This is a genomic window from Amycolatopsis sp. NPDC101161, from assembly GCF_044768185.1.
In the GTDB taxonomy this organism is placed as follows: Bacteria; Actinomycetota; Actinomycetes; order Mycobacteriales; family Pseudonocardiaceae; genus Amycolatopsis.
Genome location: NZ_JBIWPI010000001.1, coordinates 866,971 through 882,937, shown reverse-complemented (window position 1 = coordinate 882,937; position 15,967 = coordinate 866,971). Strand labels below are relative to the sequence as shown.

At 74.1% G+C, this 15,967-nt stretch carries 17 protein-coding genes; 9 read left to right on the top strand and 8 right to left on the bottom strand.

What is annotated here, in order from left to right:
• Nucleotide 1: 1 nt before the first annotated feature.
• Complete coding sequence (locus ACIRSS_RS04380) at nucleotides 2-1,018, bottom strand: aldo/keto reductase (protein ID WP_400890374.1); 1,017 nt, start codon at nucleotides 1,016-1,018, stop codon at nucleotides 2-4.
• A gap of 63 nt (nucleotides 1,019-1,081) precedes the next feature.
• Here ACIRSS_RS04380 and ACIRSS_RS04375 point away from each other — a divergent pair, with 63 nt between their 5' ends.
• From ACIRSS_RS04375 to ACIRSS_RS04350, 6 genes are all read left to right on the top strand, one after another.
• On the top strand, nucleotides 1,082-1,618 hold the full coding sequence (locus ACIRSS_RS04375) for a TetR/AcrR family transcriptional regulator (protein ID WP_400890372.1): 537 nt from the start codon (nucleotides 1,082-1,084) through the stop codon (nucleotides 1,616-1,618).
• 57 nt (nucleotides 1,619-1,675) lie between these two features.
• A complete protein-coding gene (gene trpM / locus ACIRSS_RS04370) occupies nucleotides 1,676-1,840 on the top strand; it encodes a tryptophan biosynthesis modulator TrpM (RefSeq protein WP_400890370.1) in 165 nt (54 codons plus the stop codon).
• 91 nt (nucleotides 1,841-1,931) lie between these two features.
• Nucleotides 1,932-3,155: a tryptophan synthase subunit beta gene (gene trpB / locus ACIRSS_RS04365; RefSeq protein ID WP_400890368.1), complete on the top strand. Its 1,224-nt coding sequence runs from the start codon at nucleotides 1,932-1,934 to the stop codon at nucleotides 3,153-3,155.
• A complete protein-coding gene (gene trpA, locus ACIRSS_RS04360) occupies nucleotides 3,152-3,949 on the top strand; it encodes a tryptophan synthase subunit alpha (RefSeq protein WP_400890366.1) in 798 nt (265 codons plus the stop codon). Before trpB ends, trpA begins: the two co-directional genes overlap by 4 nt.
• 14 nt (nucleotides 3,950-3,963) lie before the next feature.
• Nucleotides 3,964-4,854 (top strand): helix-turn-helix domain-containing protein, encoded by an 891-nt coding sequence (locus ACIRSS_RS04355; RefSeq protein WP_400890364.1) that lies wholly within the window; start codon nucleotides 3,964-3,966, stop codon nucleotides 4,852-4,854.
• Between the two features lie 58 nt (nucleotides 4,855-4,912).
• Nucleotides 4,913-5,359 (top strand): SRPBCC family protein, encoded by a 447-nt coding sequence (locus ACIRSS_RS04350; RefSeq protein ID WP_400890362.1) that lies wholly within the window; start codon nucleotides 4,913-4,915, stop codon nucleotides 5,357-5,359.
• Here ACIRSS_RS04350 and ACIRSS_RS04345 read toward each other — a convergent pair.
• Together ACIRSS_RS04345 and ACIRSS_RS04340 are read right to left on the bottom strand one after the other, a co-directional pair.
• Complete coding sequence (locus tag ACIRSS_RS04345; RefSeq protein ID WP_400890360.1) at nucleotides 5,356-6,351, bottom strand: LLM class flavin-dependent oxidoreductase; 996 nt, start codon at nucleotides 6,349-6,351, stop codon at nucleotides 5,356-5,358. The genes ACIRSS_RS04350 and ACIRSS_RS04345 overlap by 4 nt on opposite strands.
• A gap of 26 nt (nucleotides 6,352-6,377) precedes the next feature.
• The gene (locus tag ACIRSS_RS04340; RefSeq protein WP_400890358.1) at nucleotides 6,378-7,271 is read right to left on the bottom strand and encodes an SMP-30/gluconolactonase/LRE family protein; all 894 of its coding nucleotides are present in this window, start codon (nucleotides 7,269-7,271) and stop codon (nucleotides 6,378-6,380) included.
• Between the two features lie 90 nt (nucleotides 7,272-7,361).
• On the opposite strand from ACIRSS_RS04340, the gene ACIRSS_RS04335 reads away from it, so the two are divergent.
• The 3 genes from ACIRSS_RS04335 to ACIRSS_RS04325 all read left to right on the top strand — a co-directional run bounded on the left by ACIRSS_RS04335 (nucleotide 7,362) and on the right by ACIRSS_RS04325 (nucleotide 10,557).
• The gene (locus tag ACIRSS_RS04335) at nucleotides 7,362-8,108 is read left to right on the top strand and encodes a TetR/AcrR family transcriptional regulator (protein WP_400890356.1); all 747 of its coding nucleotides are present in this window, start codon (nucleotides 7,362-7,364) and stop codon (nucleotides 8,106-8,108) included.
• A gap of 35 nt (nucleotides 8,109-8,143) precedes the next feature.
• The gene (locus tag ACIRSS_RS04330) at nucleotides 8,144-9,838 is read left to right on the top strand and encodes a phospholipid carrier-dependent glycosyltransferase (protein WP_400890355.1); all 1,695 of its coding nucleotides are present in this window, start codon (nucleotides 8,144-8,146) and stop codon (nucleotides 9,836-9,838) included.
• A 164-nt stretch (nucleotides 9,839-10,002) separates the two neighbouring features.
• Entirely contained in the window at nucleotides 10,003-10,557 is a 555-nt protein-coding gene (locus tag ACIRSS_RS04325) for a hypothetical protein (protein ID WP_400890353.1), read from the top strand.
• Here ACIRSS_RS04325 and ACIRSS_RS04320 read toward each other — a convergent pair.
• The 5 genes from ACIRSS_RS04320 to ACIRSS_RS04300 form a co-directional block, all read right to left on the bottom strand.
• A complete protein-coding gene (locus ACIRSS_RS04320; RefSeq protein WP_400890351.1) occupies nucleotides 10,516-13,272 on the bottom strand; it encodes an AAA family ATPase in 2,757 nt (918 codons plus the stop codon). The two genes, ACIRSS_RS04325 and ACIRSS_RS04320, sit on opposite strands and share 42 nt — an antisense overlap.
• Nucleotides 13,273-13,346: 74 nt before the next feature.
• On the bottom strand, nucleotides 13,347-13,808 hold the full coding sequence (locus ACIRSS_RS04315; RefSeq protein WP_400890349.1) for a hypothetical protein: 462 nt from the start codon (nucleotides 13,806-13,808) through the stop codon (nucleotides 13,347-13,349).
• Nucleotides 13,809-13,831: 23 nt separating this feature from the next.
• A complete protein-coding gene (locus ACIRSS_RS04310; protein ID WP_400890347.1) occupies nucleotides 13,832-14,404 on the bottom strand; it encodes a VOC family protein in 573 nt (190 codons plus the stop codon).
• Nucleotides 14,405-14,824: 420 nt separating this feature from the next.
• The gene (locus ACIRSS_RS04305; RefSeq protein ID WP_400890345.1) at nucleotides 14,825-15,442 is read right to left on the bottom strand and encodes a plastocyanin/azurin family copper-binding protein; all 618 of its coding nucleotides are present in this window, start codon (nucleotides 15,440-15,442) and stop codon (nucleotides 14,825-14,827) included.
• Nucleotides 15,439-15,960, bottom strand: a complete 522-nt coding sequence (locus tag ACIRSS_RS04300) for a YceI family protein (protein WP_400890343.1) — start codon at nucleotides 15,958-15,960, stop codon at nucleotides 15,439-15,441. Before ACIRSS_RS04300 ends, ACIRSS_RS04305 begins: the two co-directional genes overlap by 4 nt.
• Nucleotides 15,961-15,967: the final 7 nt, after the last annotated feature.

Here is a 15,967-nt window from a genome sequence, read left to right as displayed (position 1 = left end):
TTCACGGCACGGGGACGGGCGGGGCGTCGAGGAGGCTCCGGTCACCGTCGGCACCGGAGGCCAGGGCGGCCGCCACGTCCTCGTGCGGGGTGCCGAGGCGGATCGCGCTCACCTCGTCCAGCCGGCGGTGGTGTTCCGCGCTCAGCTCGACGTCCAGCGCGGCGAGGTAGCCCTCCAGGTGGGCCGGGGTGCGGGGCCCGACGATCGGGATCATCGAGGTCCGCGCGGCGCGCTGCCGCAGCCACGCCAGCGCGACCTGGACCGGGCCCGTCCCCGCCTCCTCGGCGACGGCGAGGACGGCGTCGAGCACGTCGGCGCGCTGCCCCGTGACCGCCGGCCGGGCGCTGAGCCGCCCTCGCTCGCCGCGCTGGTACTTCCCCGTCAGCAGGCCGCCCGCCAGCGGCGAGTACGCGACGACACCGAGCCCGTGGGCCTGCGCCATCGGCAGGAGCTCCCGCTCCGCCGACCGTTCGGCCAGGCTGTACTCGGTCTGGATCCCGGCCAGCGGTCCGCCCCGGACCGCGGCGCCGGCGACCCGCCAGGCCGGGAAGTTCGACAGCCCGCCGTAGCGGATCTTCCCCGCCCGGACCAGGTCTTCGAAGCCGGCCAGGATCTCCGGCACCGGCGTGACGCCGTCCGGGAAGTGCGGCATGAAGACGTCGACGTAGTCCGTCTTCAGGCGCCGCAGGCTCTCCTCCAGGGAACGGATCATCGTCTTGCGGCTGTTGCCGGTGGTGCCCGGCCGGACGGCCGCCTGCCTGCTGCCGCCGTACTTGGTGATCAGCACGAAGTCGTCGCGCTCGCGGCCGAGGAGCTCGCCGAGGACGGTCTCGGCCTCGCCGTCCTGGTAGATGTTCGAGACGTCGAAGGTGGTACCGCCGGCCGCGACGAACGCGCCGAAGATCGCCTTCGCGCCCTCGACGCCCGCCGCGGTGGGCGCCGAGCCGAAGTTGGCCGTGCCCAGCACGTACTCCGAAACCCGCAACCCGGTCTGCCGTCCGAAAGTCCGGTAACGCACCCAAAGCCTCCTCGAGCCGGTATGGTGGCGACGTTAGCACAAAAAACGAATGGTCATTCTTTTATGCCGAGAGTCACCCAAGCCCACCTCGACGCCCGCCGCCGGCAGATCGTCGACGCCGCCCGCGCCCGCTTCGCCACGCACGGCTTCGCCCGGACGTCCATGACCGACCTCGTCGAAGCGTCCGGCCTGTCGGTCGGGGCGATCTACCGGTACTTCAAGGGCAAGGACGAGATCGTCGCCGCCATCTGCGAGCAGTCGAGCCAGGCGCTCCCCGCCGAGCTGACGGCCGAGTCCGTGCGCGGGTTCCTCGAGCACCTCCGCACCCTGGCCCGCGAGGAGGACCACGCCCGGCTGGTCGCGCAGATCTACGCCGAAGCCGCCGTCTCCCCGCCCCTCGCGGCCCTCGTCGACCGGCAGCTCGAAGACCTGCGCGCCGAGGTCGCCGCGCTCCTGCCCGAGCGCGAGCCGGCGGACGCGGCGCGGATCGCCGAAGCCTTCTTGGCCCTCTGCCACGGCTACACCCAGCAGCTCGCCGTCCGCGGCGACCTCGACCCCGCCCCCTTCACCGCGGCGCTGGTGGCGATCCTCGCGTCGTGACCGGCCCCACGGCAAAACGCTTTCCGGAACCGCGCTCCGGCGGGCTAAGCTGCGTTCGTGCCCCTCACCGTCCGCTTCGCCCGTGGCCGTCGGCAGCATGGCTGCCAGGCGCCCGCGCGACGCGTACGCGGACGCCGGGTGCGGTACGCGATCGGCTCCGAGGCGGGCCAGGTCGACGGGATGCGATGGCACCGGGTGCCGCGCGCCGCCCGGGCTCACTGACGACTTCGTGAGCCCGCGCGTTCGTGCGCTCCGGTGATCCCCGACCAGCCACGAACCACCCGGGACCTCCCGGGTCAGGAGCACCTCCACCATGGACTTCTTCTTCCCGGCCGCGCCGGGGACCTTTCCCAACGCCCAGGGGTACTTCGGTGCCTTCGGCGGCCAGTTCGTCCCGCAGGCGCTCGTCGCCGCCGTCGATCAGGTGGCGGCCGAATACGAACGGGCGAAAGCGGATCCCGCCTTCGTCGCCCGGTTCGAGGACCTGCTCGCCCACTACGTCGGGCGCCCGAGCGCCCTCACCGAGGTGCCGCGCTTCGCCGCGCACGCCGGGGGCGCGCGGGTCTTCCTCAAACGCGAAGACCTCAACCACACCGGCTCGCACAAGGTGAACAACGCGCTCGGCCAGGCGTTGCTGGCCCAGCGGATGGGCAAGACGCGCGTGATCGCCGAGACCGGCGCGGGCTCGCACGGCGTCGCGACCGCCACCGCGTGCGCGCTGACCGGCCTCGCCTGCACCGTCTACATGGGAGAGACGGACATCCGCCGCCAGGCGGTCAACGTGGCGCGGATGGAACTGCTCGGCGCCCGGGTCGTGCCGGTGACGTCGGGCTCGCGCACGCTCAAGGACGCCATCAACGAGACGTTCCGCGACTGGGTCGCCAACGTCGAGGACACGCACTACCTCTTCGGCACGGTCGCCGGGCCGCACCCGTTCCCGGCGATGATCCGCGACTTCCAGCGCGTCATCGGCGTCGAGGCCCGGCGCCAGCTCCTCGAGCGGACCGGCCGGCTGCCCGACGCCGCCATCGCCTGCGTGGGCGGCGGATCGAACGCGATCGGGTTGTTCCACGCGTTCCTCGACGACCCCGGGGTGCGCCTGATCGGCTGCGAAGCCGCCGGGCACGGCGTGGACAGCGGGGAGCACGCGGCGTCGCTGTCGGCGGGCGAACCCGGTGTCCTGCACGGCTCCCGCTCCTACGTCCTGCAGGACGACGAAGGCCAGATCCGGGAAGCCTGGTCGATCTCGGCCGGGCTCGACTACCCCGGCGTCGGCCCGGAGCACGCGCACCTGCACGACTCCGGCCGCGCCGACTACCGCCCGGTCACCGACGACGAAGCCATGCACGCGTTCCGGCTGCTCGCCTCGACCGAGGGGATCGTCCCCGCGATCGAAAGCGCGCACGCGCTGGCCGGGGCCCTGCAGGTCGGGGCCGAGCTGGGCCCGGACGCCCTCCTGCTGGTGAACCTCTCCGGCCGCGGCGACAAGGACATGGACACCGCGTCCGTCCACTTCGGACTGGAGAGTGCCCGATGAGCCGGCGGCTGCTCACCGACGCGCTCGCCCGGGCGAAGGAGGCCGGCCGGGCCGCGCTCATCGCGTACCTGCCCGCCGGCTTCCACACCGTCGACGGCGGGATCGCGGCCCTGCGGGCGACCCTCGACGCCGGCGCGGACGTCGTCGAAGTCGGCCTGCCCCACAGCGACCCGGTGCTGGACGGCCCGGTCATCCAGACCGCCGACGACATCGCGTTGCGCGGCGGCGTCCGGATCGCCGACGTCCTGCGCACGGTCCGCGAAGTCCACGCGGCCACGGGCAAGCCGGTGCTGGTGATGTCCTACTGGAACCCGGTGTCCCGCTACGGCGTCGAGCGGTTCGCGCGCGAGCTGGCCGATGCCGGTGGCTCGGGCTGTGTGCTGCCGGACCTGCCGGTGGCCGAGTCCGCCCAGTGGCGGCGCCACGCGGCGGCGCATGACCTGGCGACCGTGTTCGTGGTCGCGCCGAGCAGCACGGACGCGCAGCTGGCGGAGACCGCCGCGGCCGGCACCGGGTTCGTCTACGCGTCGGCGTTGATGGGCGTCACCGGGACGCGCGACTCGGTGGACGAGGCCGCCGCCGTCCTGACCCGCCGGCTGCGCGCGGTCACCGACCTGCCGGTGTGCGTCGGGATGGGGATCTCGGACGCCGCCCAGGCCGCCGAGGTCGCGGGGTTCGCCGACGGCGTGATCGTCGGGTCGGCCCTGGTGAACACGCTCCTGCACGCGGACGAGGCCGAGCTCGGACGGCTCACCGCCCGGCTCGCGGCGGGGGTGCGCGGCGGGGCCGGGTAGGTAGCCTCGGCACCATGGTCTTCGACTCGGCCCGGTTCGACCTGCGGCCGTACACCGGTTTCGAGACGGATCGCTTCGTGCGGCGGACGTTCTGCAGCTGGGAAGACGCGGGCTGGCGGTCGCTGCTCGTGCAGCGGTTCGAGCACATCCCGGTCGCCGAGGAGCTGGCGCTGCCCGCGGCCGCCGACCTGCACCTGGTGCTGCCGGTGTCGGGCCGGGCCGAGCTGGAGACGCGGGCCGGCGGCCGGGCCGTCCGCGATCGCTGGCTGCCCGGCCGGGTCCAGCTGGGCCTCCCGCACCAGGCCGTGGTCCGCCGCTACCGCGGGGACGCGGACATGCGCAGCGTCCAGGTGCACATCCCGCGCGACACCGTCGATTCGGCGGTGGCGCGGCTGGGTGGCGACGTCCCGGACTTCGAAGCCATGGCCGCGTCCGTCGCCGCCGGCGACCCGCTGCTCGAAGCCGCCGTCCGGGCGCTCGGGTCGCCGGGCGGCGCGGACGAGCTGTACGCCGAGTCCGCGGCCGCCTTCCTGGCCACGCACCTGCTGACCCGGCACGGGCGGCTGCGGCCCGGCGGCTCTCCCGGACGGGAGGACGCCCGCGTGCGCGCGGCGGTGGCGTTCTTGCGCGAGCGGCTGGCCGAGCCGGTCACGCTGGCCGACCTCGCCGGCGAGGTGCACCTGTCGGTCTACCACCTGGTCCGGGTGTTCCGGGCCGCGACCGGGCGGACCCCGCACCGGTTCCTCACCGAGCTGCGGGTCGAGGAAGCGAAGCGGCTGCTGCGCGAGACCGACCTGGCGCTCGAGCGCATCGCCCCGCGGTGCGGCTTCGCCAGTGCCGGCGCGCTGTCCGCCGCGTTCGTCCGGCACGTCGGCGCCCGCCCGTCGGCCTACCGCAATTCCTGACCGGTACACCGCAATTCCACGCCTGGGCCGCGCCCCGCTCCGGCCATAGCCTGCGGTCATGATCCAGCAGTCCTACGACGTCACCGCCGAATCCGCGGCGCCCCCCTCGGCCGTGTGGGCCTTGCTGCTCGACGCGCACAGCTGGCCGGCCTGGTCCCGCGTCGACGCCTTGGAGGCGACGCGCTCGACCGGTCTTTCCGCCGACGGCCGGGACGGCGTCGGCGCGGTGCGGGCGTTCCGGACCGGCAAGGTCGTCACCGAGGAACGGATCACCGCGCTCGAACCGGAACGCCGGTTCGCCTACGAGGGAGCCGAGAACCCGCAGCTGACGGACTACCGGGCGGCGATCGAGCTGGCGGAACTGCCCGGCGGCGGAACCCGGATCCGCTGGCACGGCACGTATTCGGCGCGCTTCGGCATGCACTGGTTCCTCAAACGCTACCTCCAGCGCTTCATGCGGGACATGGCGACCGGGCTGGCCGGGCACGCCGCCGCCCCGCGCTAGCGTCCGGCGGTCGCGGCGTCGAGGAACCGCTCCAGCTCGCCCCGGACGTCGGGCCCGGTCGGCTGGAACACGATCTCGGTGACGCCCTTCGCGGCGACCTCGGCCAGCCGCTCCCCGATCTGCTCGCGCGTGCCGGTCATCGTGACGTCCCGCAGCATCTTGTGGCCGCCGGCCTGCCACGCCGCTTGGTCGGCCTCCCCGAGTTCGACGCAGTGTCCACTGTGGACGGCGAGGTGCCGCTCCTCCGGCGGGGTCCGCTCCACCACCGCCAGCCACTCCGGGCCGCCCGGCAGTTCGCCCACGGCCGCGGGGCCACCGAACTCGTAGGCGCCGTGGTAGGCCAGTGCCCAGCCCGGTCCGGCGGCGAGACGCGCGTGCTCGGTGTCGGTGGCCTCCCCCTCGTCGAGCACCGTGCCCCAGACGAGGTAGGGCACCCATGAGTACTCGGTCGCGAACTCGGGCAGCTGCAGCGTCACGTACAGCCCGTCTCCGAGCTCCTTGGCCACTCGGTGTCCCTTCGGCCCCAATGCCCCGATCAGCACGGGGACGTCGACGGGCCGGGCGGGGGCGTGGCCACCGGGGTGCAGCATCCGCATCCGGGCCCCCTCCCACTCGACGACCTCGCCCCGCAGCAGACCGCGGTAGGCCCGGATGTAGGAGTCCATGAACGCCCAGGTGAGCGCGCGGTAGCCCATGGCGCGGCGGCCGGTGAAGCCGGTGCCGAAGGAGACCGCGACGCGGCCGGGCGCCAGCGCGGCGAGGGTGGCGGTCGCGGCGGCGTTGACCATCGGGTGCCGCAGGCTGGGCACCAGCACGCCGGGGCCGAGCCCGATCCGCTCGGTCCGCTCGGCGGCCAAGGCGAGCGTCATCCACACGTCGGGGCTCTGCTGCGGAGTGTCGTAGACCCACGCCCGCGCGTAGCCCAGTTCTTCGGCCACGGCGATGTGGTCCGGGGAGTCGAGTGCGGTGGGGAAAGCGCAGGAGACGTCCATGCGGGCCCTCCGGTTCGGCGGTCGGTTCAGGGCAGGCCGGCGTGCGGGACGTCGACCCCGACCGCGAGCAGCTGGGCCTCGCGGACCGGGCGCCGTTCGTGCTCGGCGAAGGACGGCGCCGCGCAGAGGTACAGCGTCCGCCCGTCGCCGCCGCCGAGCATGCAGGCGAAGACGCCGGTGCCGGCGTCGATCTCGTCGACGATCCGGCCGCCCTCCCGGACGCGCAGGACGCGGTTGTGGACGGCGTCCGCCACCCAGATCGCGCCCTCGGCGTCGGCGCAGATGCCGTCCGGCGCCACTTCGAGGGCCGCCACCGCTTCGCCGACGTCTTCGGTCCGCGGCGTCTCGCCGAACTGCGCCCACACGCGCCGCCCGCTCAGCTCGCCGTCCTCGCCGATGTCGAAGGCGGTCAGCCGCCCGGCGAAGGTCTCGGCGACGACCAGCACGCCGCCGGGCAGGATCACCATGCCGTTGGGGAACCCGAGGTCCTCGGCGGCGACGGCCACGCTCCCGTCCGGGTCGACGCGTGTCAGCGTGGTGTAGCGCAGGGGCGCGCCGCCCATGAGGTCGAAGCCGAAGTTGCCGACCCACGCGCGGCCGCGGTCGTCGACGACCATGTCGTTGAGCACCCCGGACACCACTCCGGACAGGTCGGCGTGCTCGGTCAGGTGCCCCGGCTCGTCGCGCACGAGGACGCGGTGGTCACGCATCGACACGACGAGCAGGCGCCCGTCGGGCAGGAACCCCAGGCCCGACGGCTGCCCGGGGACCTCGGCGACGACCTCGGCGCCACCGCGGTCGTCGATCGCCACGACTTTTTCGGTGTAGAAGTCCGAAACCCACAACCGGCCGTCGTGCCACCTGGGGCACTCGAGGTAGGAGAAGCCGTCGAGGACGACGGTCGGCGTGCTCTGTCCCATCGCGGCTCTCCTCAGGTCTTCGTCGACTGACTGAGCGCCCAGTTACCATGACTCCGGCACCGGGAAGTGTCAAGTCGAGGGGAGCTCGCGATGCCAGGGACAGAGCGCCGGCGCGGCGGCGGACCGCACCCGGCGGCGCGGCTCAAGACCGAGCTCGGCCCCGAAGCCGTCCCGGACGAGTTCTGGGGAGAGCACACCTCCCCGGTGGCGCGCGCGTTGCTGTCCTCGGCCGTGCAGTGCTTCGCCCGCAAGGGTTTCCACGCGACCACCACCCGCGACATCACCACCGTCGTCGGCCTCAGCCCCGGCTCGCTGTACGTGCACTTCGCCTCCAAAGAGGCCGTGCTGTTCCACATCGCGCGGACCGGGCACGAGCGCGCCCTCGCGGCGTTGACGGCCGAACCCGACGACGGCGACTCCGCGCGGCGCATCCGGCGGCTGGTGGCCGCGCACGTGTCGTGGCACGCGCGCCACCACACCGTGGCGAGGGTGTGCCAGTACGAGCTGGCCGCGCTCGAGCCGGCGCACCTGGAGGAGATCCTCGAACTCCGGCAGCGGTTTTCCGCGGTGGTGCGGACTACGGTGGAGAGCGGAGCCCACGAGGGCGTGTTCGACGTGCCCGACATCGACCGGTCGGTGCGCGCGATCCTGTCGCTCGGCATCGACCTGGTGCGCTGGTACCGGCTCGACGGCGCGGACTCCCCCGAAGCGCTCGGCGAGTCCTACGCCGAGCTGGCGGCCCGGATGCTGCGCACCCCTGCCGCCGGGTCGTCCACTCCGGACGGCGACGCGGTACGACCGGACGCGGGAACCGGAGCGCCCACCGGACGTCCTTGAGGTGACCCCGCTCCCCGGCCGGAAGGAACCGCGGGTTGTCCCTCTCCACGAGCCCGCCGCCGACCACGAGCGCGGTGACCGCGGAGGACGTGCCGCCGGAACCCCGCGGGCGCCCGCGGGACCGCCTGCGCCGGTGGTCGCTCGCGCTCGTCGTGGTCGCGCTGCTCGCGGAGATGGCGGCCGCGATGATCACCACGGCCGTCGCGCAGTCGCCGACGATCGACGAGCCGGTCTACGTGGGCACCGCCGTGGTCTACCTGGAGCAGCACAGCCTGCGGTACAACCCGGAACACCCGCCGCTGGGCAAGCTGCTCATCGCCACCGGCCTGGCCTTCGCCGACCTCCACCTCGACCCCGCCTTCACCGGCGACCAGACGCAGCTGGGCCGGCACGTCCTGTACGAGTCGGGCCACGACCCGGGCCGGCTGCTGCTCCTGGCGCGCTTGCCGGTGATCGTGCTCACCCTGCTCTTCGGCCTGGTCGTCTTCCTCTTCGCGCGCGACCTGACCGGCCCGGTCGGCGGGGTGACCGCACTCGCCCTCTACGCGTTCTCCCCCGACCTCATCGCGCACGGGTCCCTGGCCACCCTCGACGTCCCGGTGGCCGGCTTCGTGCTGACGTCGGCCTGGCTGCTGTGGCGGGCCCGGCGCCGCCCGGGCCGGTACCTCCCTTGGGCAGGGCTGGCCCTGGGCGCAGCCGTGGCCACGAAGATGAGTGCGCTGGCCGCGGTTCCGGTGCTGCTGCTCCTGGCCGTGCTGTCCGCGTGGCACGCCCGCGGGGCCGATGGTCCACAAAGGACGATCCGGCGGCTCGGCTTCGCGGTGGCGGCGGCGGTCGCCGTGGCCCTGATCGCGACCGCCGTGGTGTGGGCCGCCTACCTCGCCGTGGATCCGCGGCTGCGCTGGGCGCCGCCGCCGGGCCTGCCGGCCCCGCACGGCCTCCGCGCGCTCGCCGACGTCTTGCCGCTACCCCGGCCGTACCTCGACGGGATGCGCGTCCAGTTCGGCCTCGAGGACCAGGTCTGGAGCACCTTCCTGCTCGGCAGCTACCACGCGGGAGCGGTCTGGTACTACCTCCCGGTCGCGCTGCTGGTGAAGCTGCCGCTGGGCGCGCTGGCCCTCGGATCGGCCGGCGCGGTCGCGCTGGTGGCGATCCGCCGGCTGCGCCCGGCGGCGCCCTACGTGCTCGTCCCCGCGGTCGTGCTGCTGGCCGCGGCGATGACCAGCACTCGCGACCTCGGTGTCCGGTACGCGATCTTCGTGCCGATGTTCCTGGCGGTCGCGGCGGCGGCCCTGGTCGTCGTCCGCGCGCGATGGGCGCACGCCGCGGTGGCGGCCCTGGTCGTCTTCGCGGCGGTCAGTTCGCTGCGGACGTTCCCCTACTACCTGCCGTACTCGAACGAGGCGTTCGGCGGGCCGGCGCGGACCCACCTGCTCCTGCACGACTCGAACGTCGACTGGGGCCAGGACCTGGGCCGGCTGGCCGACCGGCTGAAGCGGAACCACCCCGGCGAGCGGGTTTGGCTCGTCTACAAGGGAAGTGGCGTGCCGTCCGCCTACGGAATCGACGCCGCCGACCCGCGCGGCGTGCCCCCGGACGAGGTGCACGGGCTGCTCGCCGTGTCGGATTCCGCCGTCGCCAAGGCGGACGACCGGCTGACGGCGCTGCTTTCCGGCAGCACCCCGATCGACGAGGTCGGCCACTCCATCACCCTCTACCGCCGGCCGTAGGGCTCCGTCCACTGAGGACGAACGGGCGTTGTCCCCCTCGCGAGCTACCCCGGCTGCTCGCTCCGGGGTGACGTTTTCCCCGTCCCGTTCTCGCTAACTTCGTCGCCGTAACGCGCCGGGGATCGGAAATGCCTGCCGGCGCCGGAAATCGGAGGGCGAGCACCATGCACCAGACACGAGGCCACCGGTTCGCCGCAGCCTGGGCGGTCACGACCCTGACCGTCCTCGGCGTGGCCGCCTGCGACAGCGCGGACGACGAAGACCCCGCATCGAGCGCGCCGCCGGCCGCGGCGCTCGCCTGGGGGCCGTGCCCGGCCGCGGCACCGGGCACGGCGCGCGATCCCCGGGTCACCTGCGCGAAGGTGAAGGTCCCCCTCGACTACGGCCGGCCGGACGGCAAGCCGGTCGAGGTGGTGATCTCGAAACTGGCCGCCACCGACCCGGCGAAGCGCCACGGCGTCCTGGTGCTGAACCCGGGTGGTCCGGCGCTGCCCAAGTCCGTCCTGGACGGCTACGACCTGATCGGCTTCGACGCGCGCGGCGTCGGCACCAGCACCCCGCAGAGCTGCGGGCTCGACTCCTCGTCAGCGCCGCCGGCTGATGGGTTCACCGGGACCGACCCCTACGTCAGCTCACGCGTGAAGCAGAAACGGCCCGCATCAGGCGCCCGGCTCGGCTCACGCGCTGACGAGCGTGGCGTCGCGCAGCTGACGGCGTGAGCTGATCCCGAGCTTGGTGAAGATCTTGCGCAGGTGCCATTCGACCGTGCGCGGGCTCAGGAACAACCGGGTGCCGATCTCGGGGTTCGAATAGCCTTCGGCCGCCAGGCGGGCGATCTGGAACTCCTGGGCGGTCAGCTCGCCGGCCGGCTCCGCCGTGCGTTTCCGCGCGGTCTCCCCGGTGGCCAGCAGCTCCCGCCGGGCCCGGTCGGCGAACGCCGTCAGCCCCATTCCGGCCAGCTGCTCGTGGGCCGTGTGCAGGTGCGCGCGGGCGTCCACGCGGCGGCCTTCGCGACGCAGCCATTCGCCGTACAGCAGGTGACCGCGGGCGAGGTCCACCCGCAGCGTCGTCTCCTCGAGCAACGCGATCGACTCGCGGAAGAGCCGGTCGGCGCCGGATCCGCTGCCGCCCAGCGCGCGCACGCGGGCGTCCATCCCCCGCGCTTCCGCGGTGCCGGCCGCCTCCGCCCGCTCGGACGACCGGGCCGCCGCGGCCCGGAGCTGCTCCTCGTCCCCGGTGCGCGAGGCCGCCTCGGCCAGTTCGGCGGTGGCGAGGCCCTGGAACCCCACCACGTCGTGGTCGAACACGCGGCGGGCGGCGGCCAGCGCGGCGTCGTGGCGGCCGAGGCCGTTGTACAGCACCGCCCGCCCGTAGTCGGCGAAGGTCACCAGCCGGAGCTGGCCGCGCGCCGACGCCTGCCGCGCGGTGTCGTCGAAGAGCTCCACCGCCCGTGCCTCCCGGCCGCGGAACGCCTCGAGCAGCATCGCGGCGTAGCCGACCGGCGCGTTGCCGGTCACGTCGGCGATCGCGCGGTCCTCTTCGGCCGACGCCGCCGCCGCGGTGAGCTCGCCCGCGATCAGCTCGTTGACCGCGAGGAAGTTGAGCGCGAACTGCAGCTGCACGAGGGCGCCGGCGTCGCGGGCGAGCTGGACCTGGCGCGCGGCGAACGCCCGCGCCGCCGCGAAGTCCGCCGCTTCGGTGGCGATCAGGCCGCCGGCCCGGTTGCCCAGCAGCCAGAGCACCCGCCCGGTGTGTTCGGCGCCGACGTCCAGTCCGCGGACGGCCGCCAAAGCCTCGGACAGCAGCGGGGCCGCCGCCCGGTAGCCGTCGGTGACCCGGGTGGCGAGGGCGTCCAGGACGAGGTCGACGGCGCGGGGCGGCACGGGCGCCGGAGGCGCGGCCAGGCCGGCCTCGGCCGCCGCGGCGAGCTCGGTCCGGTCCGCGCCGGCCCACAGGGCCGCCGCCAGCGCTTCCAGGTGCGTTTCCCGCGCCCGGTTCGCGTCGAACGGACCGAGCCGCTCGGCCGCGCGCAGCAGGAGCCGGGCCGCTTCGCCGCCGCGTCGCTGGTCGAACGCGATCTGTCCCCGCAGGTGCTCGGCTTCGGCGGCGCGCCCGGCGTCCGACGGCCCCGCTGCCACCGAGTCGAGGAGGCCGAGTGCTTCGTCGAGCGCGCCGGCGTCGCGCTTGACCGCGGCCGCCGCGAGTTCGCGGTCCGCGCGCCGGGCGGCGTCGGGCGTCAGGAGGGCCGCCTGTTCGAAGAACGCGGCCGCCGCGACCAGGCCACCGCGCGCCTGGGCCCGTCCCGCCGAGCGTTCGAGGTCGGCCGCGACGTCCTCGTCCGGGGAGACGGTCGCCTGCGCGCGGTGCCAGGCCCGGCGGTCGGGGTCCCGGTCCGGGTCGGTCACGTCCGCCAGGGCGCGGTGCACGTCCTGCCGGTCCTTCGCCGGCGCCGACCGGTAGACCGCCGACCGCACCAGCGGGTGGCGGAACCGGATCCGGCGGCCGAACTCGATCAGCCCGGTCGCCTCGGCCGCGGTCGCGGGGTCGGCGCCGAGCCCGAGCCGGCCCGCCGCGCCCCAGAGCAGGGTGGCGTCGCCGAGCGGCTCGGCGGCGGCGATGAGCAAGAGCCGCCGAGTGTCGGCGGGCAGCGGCTCCAGCTGCTTGACGAACGACTGCTCGATGCGCCCGGCGAGGGGCACCGCGCCGGGCGGCCCGACCCCGTCGGCCAGCTCGGCGGCCGTCCACGCGCGGGGCAGCTCCAGCAGGGCCAGCGGGTTGCCGTGGGTTTCGGCGATGATCCGGTCGCGGACGCGGCCGTCCAGCGGTCCCTTCAGCACCGAGGCCAGCAGCGCCTCCGACTCGGTCTCCTCCAGGCCGCCGACCGGGAGCTCCGGCAGCCCGGCCAGGTCGACGTCGCGGCCGGTCTCGCGCAGGGCGAAGACCACCACGATCCGCTCGGCGAGCAGCCGGCGGGCGACGAAGGCGAGGACCACCTCGGACATCCGGTCGAGCCACTGCGTGTCGTCGATCAGGCAGAGCAGCGGCTGGTCCTCGGCCACGTCGGCGAGCAGGGTCAGCACCGCCAGCCCGACCAGGAAGCGGGTCGGCCGGGCGCCGGAGCTCAGCCCGAACGCCGTGCCGAGCGCGTCGCGCTGGGGTTCGGGGAGGCGGTCGAGCCGGTCGAGGAACGGCGCGCACAGCTGGTGCAGCCCGGCGTAGGCCATCACCTGCTCCGATTCGACGCCCGCGGCGCGCGCGACCCGGAACCCCTTCGCCTGCGCCTGCGCGTACTCGAGGAGCGCGGTCTTGCCGATCCCGGCCTCGCCCCGCAGGACCAGCACCCGGCCCCGCTCGGACCGGGCGTCGGCCAGGAGGCGGTCGAGCGTGGCGCGCTCGGCGTGCCGGCCGATCAGCGCCGGTCCGGGCCCCGGCATGCGAACCTCCCACGGCCGACCCGGCGACGGCGGGACGACCGTGCCCTTTGCCCGAACGATAGCGCGGCGGGCGATCACCCGTCGTCGCGGACTCCCGCGTGCCGCGCCTCGACGGCCTTGGCGGTCTTGGCCAGTTCACCGCCGAGGACCCGCTTGCCCACGAGCCCGAGCAGGCCCCCGAGCAGCCGTCCCTTGAGGTTCTTGCCTTCCCGCACGACCACGGCGTCGATCCGGGTCGTCCCGTCCGCCAGCCGCGTGAAGGTGTAGGTGTGGCCCGAAGCGCCGCCCCAGGTGTTGGAGTCGGTGGTCTTCATCACGACGCGGGCCGGGTCGGACCAGTCGTAGCTCAGCCGCTCCCAGACGCCGCCCGAGCCTTCGGTGACGTCGGCGTGGCCGGGGCCCTGGTCGTGCACCCGCAGGTACTCGTTCGCGCTGCGGCCGAAGAGCTTCGCGCGCTCCGGACCGAAGTCCGTCAGCCCGGCGAGGAACAGCTCGGGGGACGCGGTGGTCAGCTGGCTGAGGTGGATCGTGGACATCTTCTTCGTTCTCCTCGGTGGTTTCAGGCGTCCTGGTGTTCGGCCATGTACTTCGCGTACCAGGCCGGCCACTGCTCGTCGTACTGGCCGGTTTCCTTTTCGTGCTCGCCGTGCGCGGCGGCGGCCTCGCGCAGCGCGTCTTCGAGCCGCTGGGTGGAGCCGTAGGTGACGCCGTCGACGCGTCCGGGCAGCCGGGTCGTGACTTCCTGCAGCTGCCAGGTGTTGCCGTCGGGGTCGCTGAAGGACGCGAACGAGGAGTAGGTGCCGCGGTCGGGGTGCACGCCCGGGGCGAAGGCACCGGTCTGGTCGCGGTGGAAGACCTCGCTGACGTCGGCGCCGTGGCCGGCGAGTTCTTTGCGGGCGGCGTCGATGTCGTCGACGACGAGGTAGGTGTTGCGTACCGCGCCCGGGGTGGCGTCGGTGATGCCGGTGCCGAAGTGGATCGAGGTCGGTGATCCCGGCGGGGTGAGCTGGACGATCCGGGAGGTGCCGAAGGTGATGTCGGCGTCTTCGCGCCAGCCGAGGGCCTTGTAGAAGTGTTTGGTCCGGTCGACGTCGGTGACGGGCAGGACGACGACTTCGAGTTTCATGTCCATGATCTGAACTCCTCGGTGTCCGGCGGCGGGGTTCGCCGCGCTGAGTTCAGAGTGGCTCGCGGCGGGCCCCGCTCGCCCCAGGGAGACACCCTGGTCGGCCCCGGGCCCGGGTCCCGGGCCGTCGCTGCGCGTACATCGGCTGTATACGCCGCGCTGGAGTGCGCGAGCTTCAACCCGGTCCACCCGCCGGCGCCCGCGGTCGTCGGGGCCGTCGTCGGCGGGGTGCACGGCTACGCGGCCGACCACGTGCGGAGCATCGAAATCGTCACCGCCGACGGCGAGTCCCGGGTCGGTTCGCGCACCTGGAGGCGGAGGAACTGCTGGCGCCGATGCGCGCGTCGGCTCCGGTCATTCTCGACCTCATCGCGGACAAGCCGTTCAGCGCGCCGGCGGAGATCCATCTGGACCCGGGCGGCCCGGTCAGGACGCGCGCCGGGAGCTGAGGAGCAGCAGGCACAGGATCGCGACTCCCGTCACCAGCCCGGCGACGAGGAGCATCGGGTCCAACGTGGGCCCAGTCGCCGCCACAGCCTGCTGGGCGACCGCCGGTGGCGCCGGCGACGAATCGGTGGCGCTGGGCGGTGCGGCCGCCGCCGACGTGGTCGGCGCCGTCGAGCTGCCCCGGGTCGCCGGAGCCGTCGGTTTTTGCTTCGCAGGAGCCTGCGCAGCCGTGGATCTCGGAGCGGGCGCGGACGTAGCGGCAGCCAACACCGTCACCGTAGCCCGCATGTCGGGGTGGACCGAGCAGTAGTACGCGTAGGTGCCGGGCGTCCGGAACGTGTAGCTCCAGCTCTGCCCCTGCGACAGCTGCGGGCTGCGGAACGAGACCGGCGCGCTGGTGGTCGTCGCGTCGTGCGGGGCCTGGTCGTGCTGCGTCCAGGTGACCGTGTCGCCGACGTGGACGGTGAGCGCGGCCGGGGAGAACGCGTAGCCCGCCATCATGACCTGTTGCGTGGCGGCCTGGGCGGGTGGCGCGGCGAACACCCCGTGGAGCAGGACGATCAGCCCGGCCGCGGCCAGCGAAACGGCGCGCCTCATCGGACGAACTCGGCGGCGATCTCGAGGTGGATCCGGCGGGCCGCGAGCAGCCGCGCGACGGGTCCGAGGCCGCGGGGCTTGCGGCGCGGCGCGGGCAGGGTTCCCTTGGCCCACAGCACGATCCGGTCGTCGTCGACGTGACGCAGGTCGCCTCGCAGATGCAGTTCGCGGGTCGCGCCGGCGACGTCGAGCTTGCCGGTGATGTCGATGGCGGGGTCGATCTCGATGTCCTCACTGGTGAAGGTGATGTCCGGGTGGTCGCCGGCGCGCAGGGCCCTGGTCAGCGCGCGCCGCAGCAGCTTGACGCTGGGCCGCAACGAAGTCGCGTCCAGCACGAGCACGAACTGCCGGCCGTCGACGTCGAAGTGGCCGCCGGTCGCGGTGAGACGGCCGCGCAGCACGGGCAGGCGCGCCAGGCGGATCGAAGGCTCGACGACGCAGCGGTCGCGACGCAGTGTGTGGGCCACGGCGCCGGGCGGGGACTCGCCGACGGCGGGCAGGACTTCGGTGTCGGGCATGGGGTCT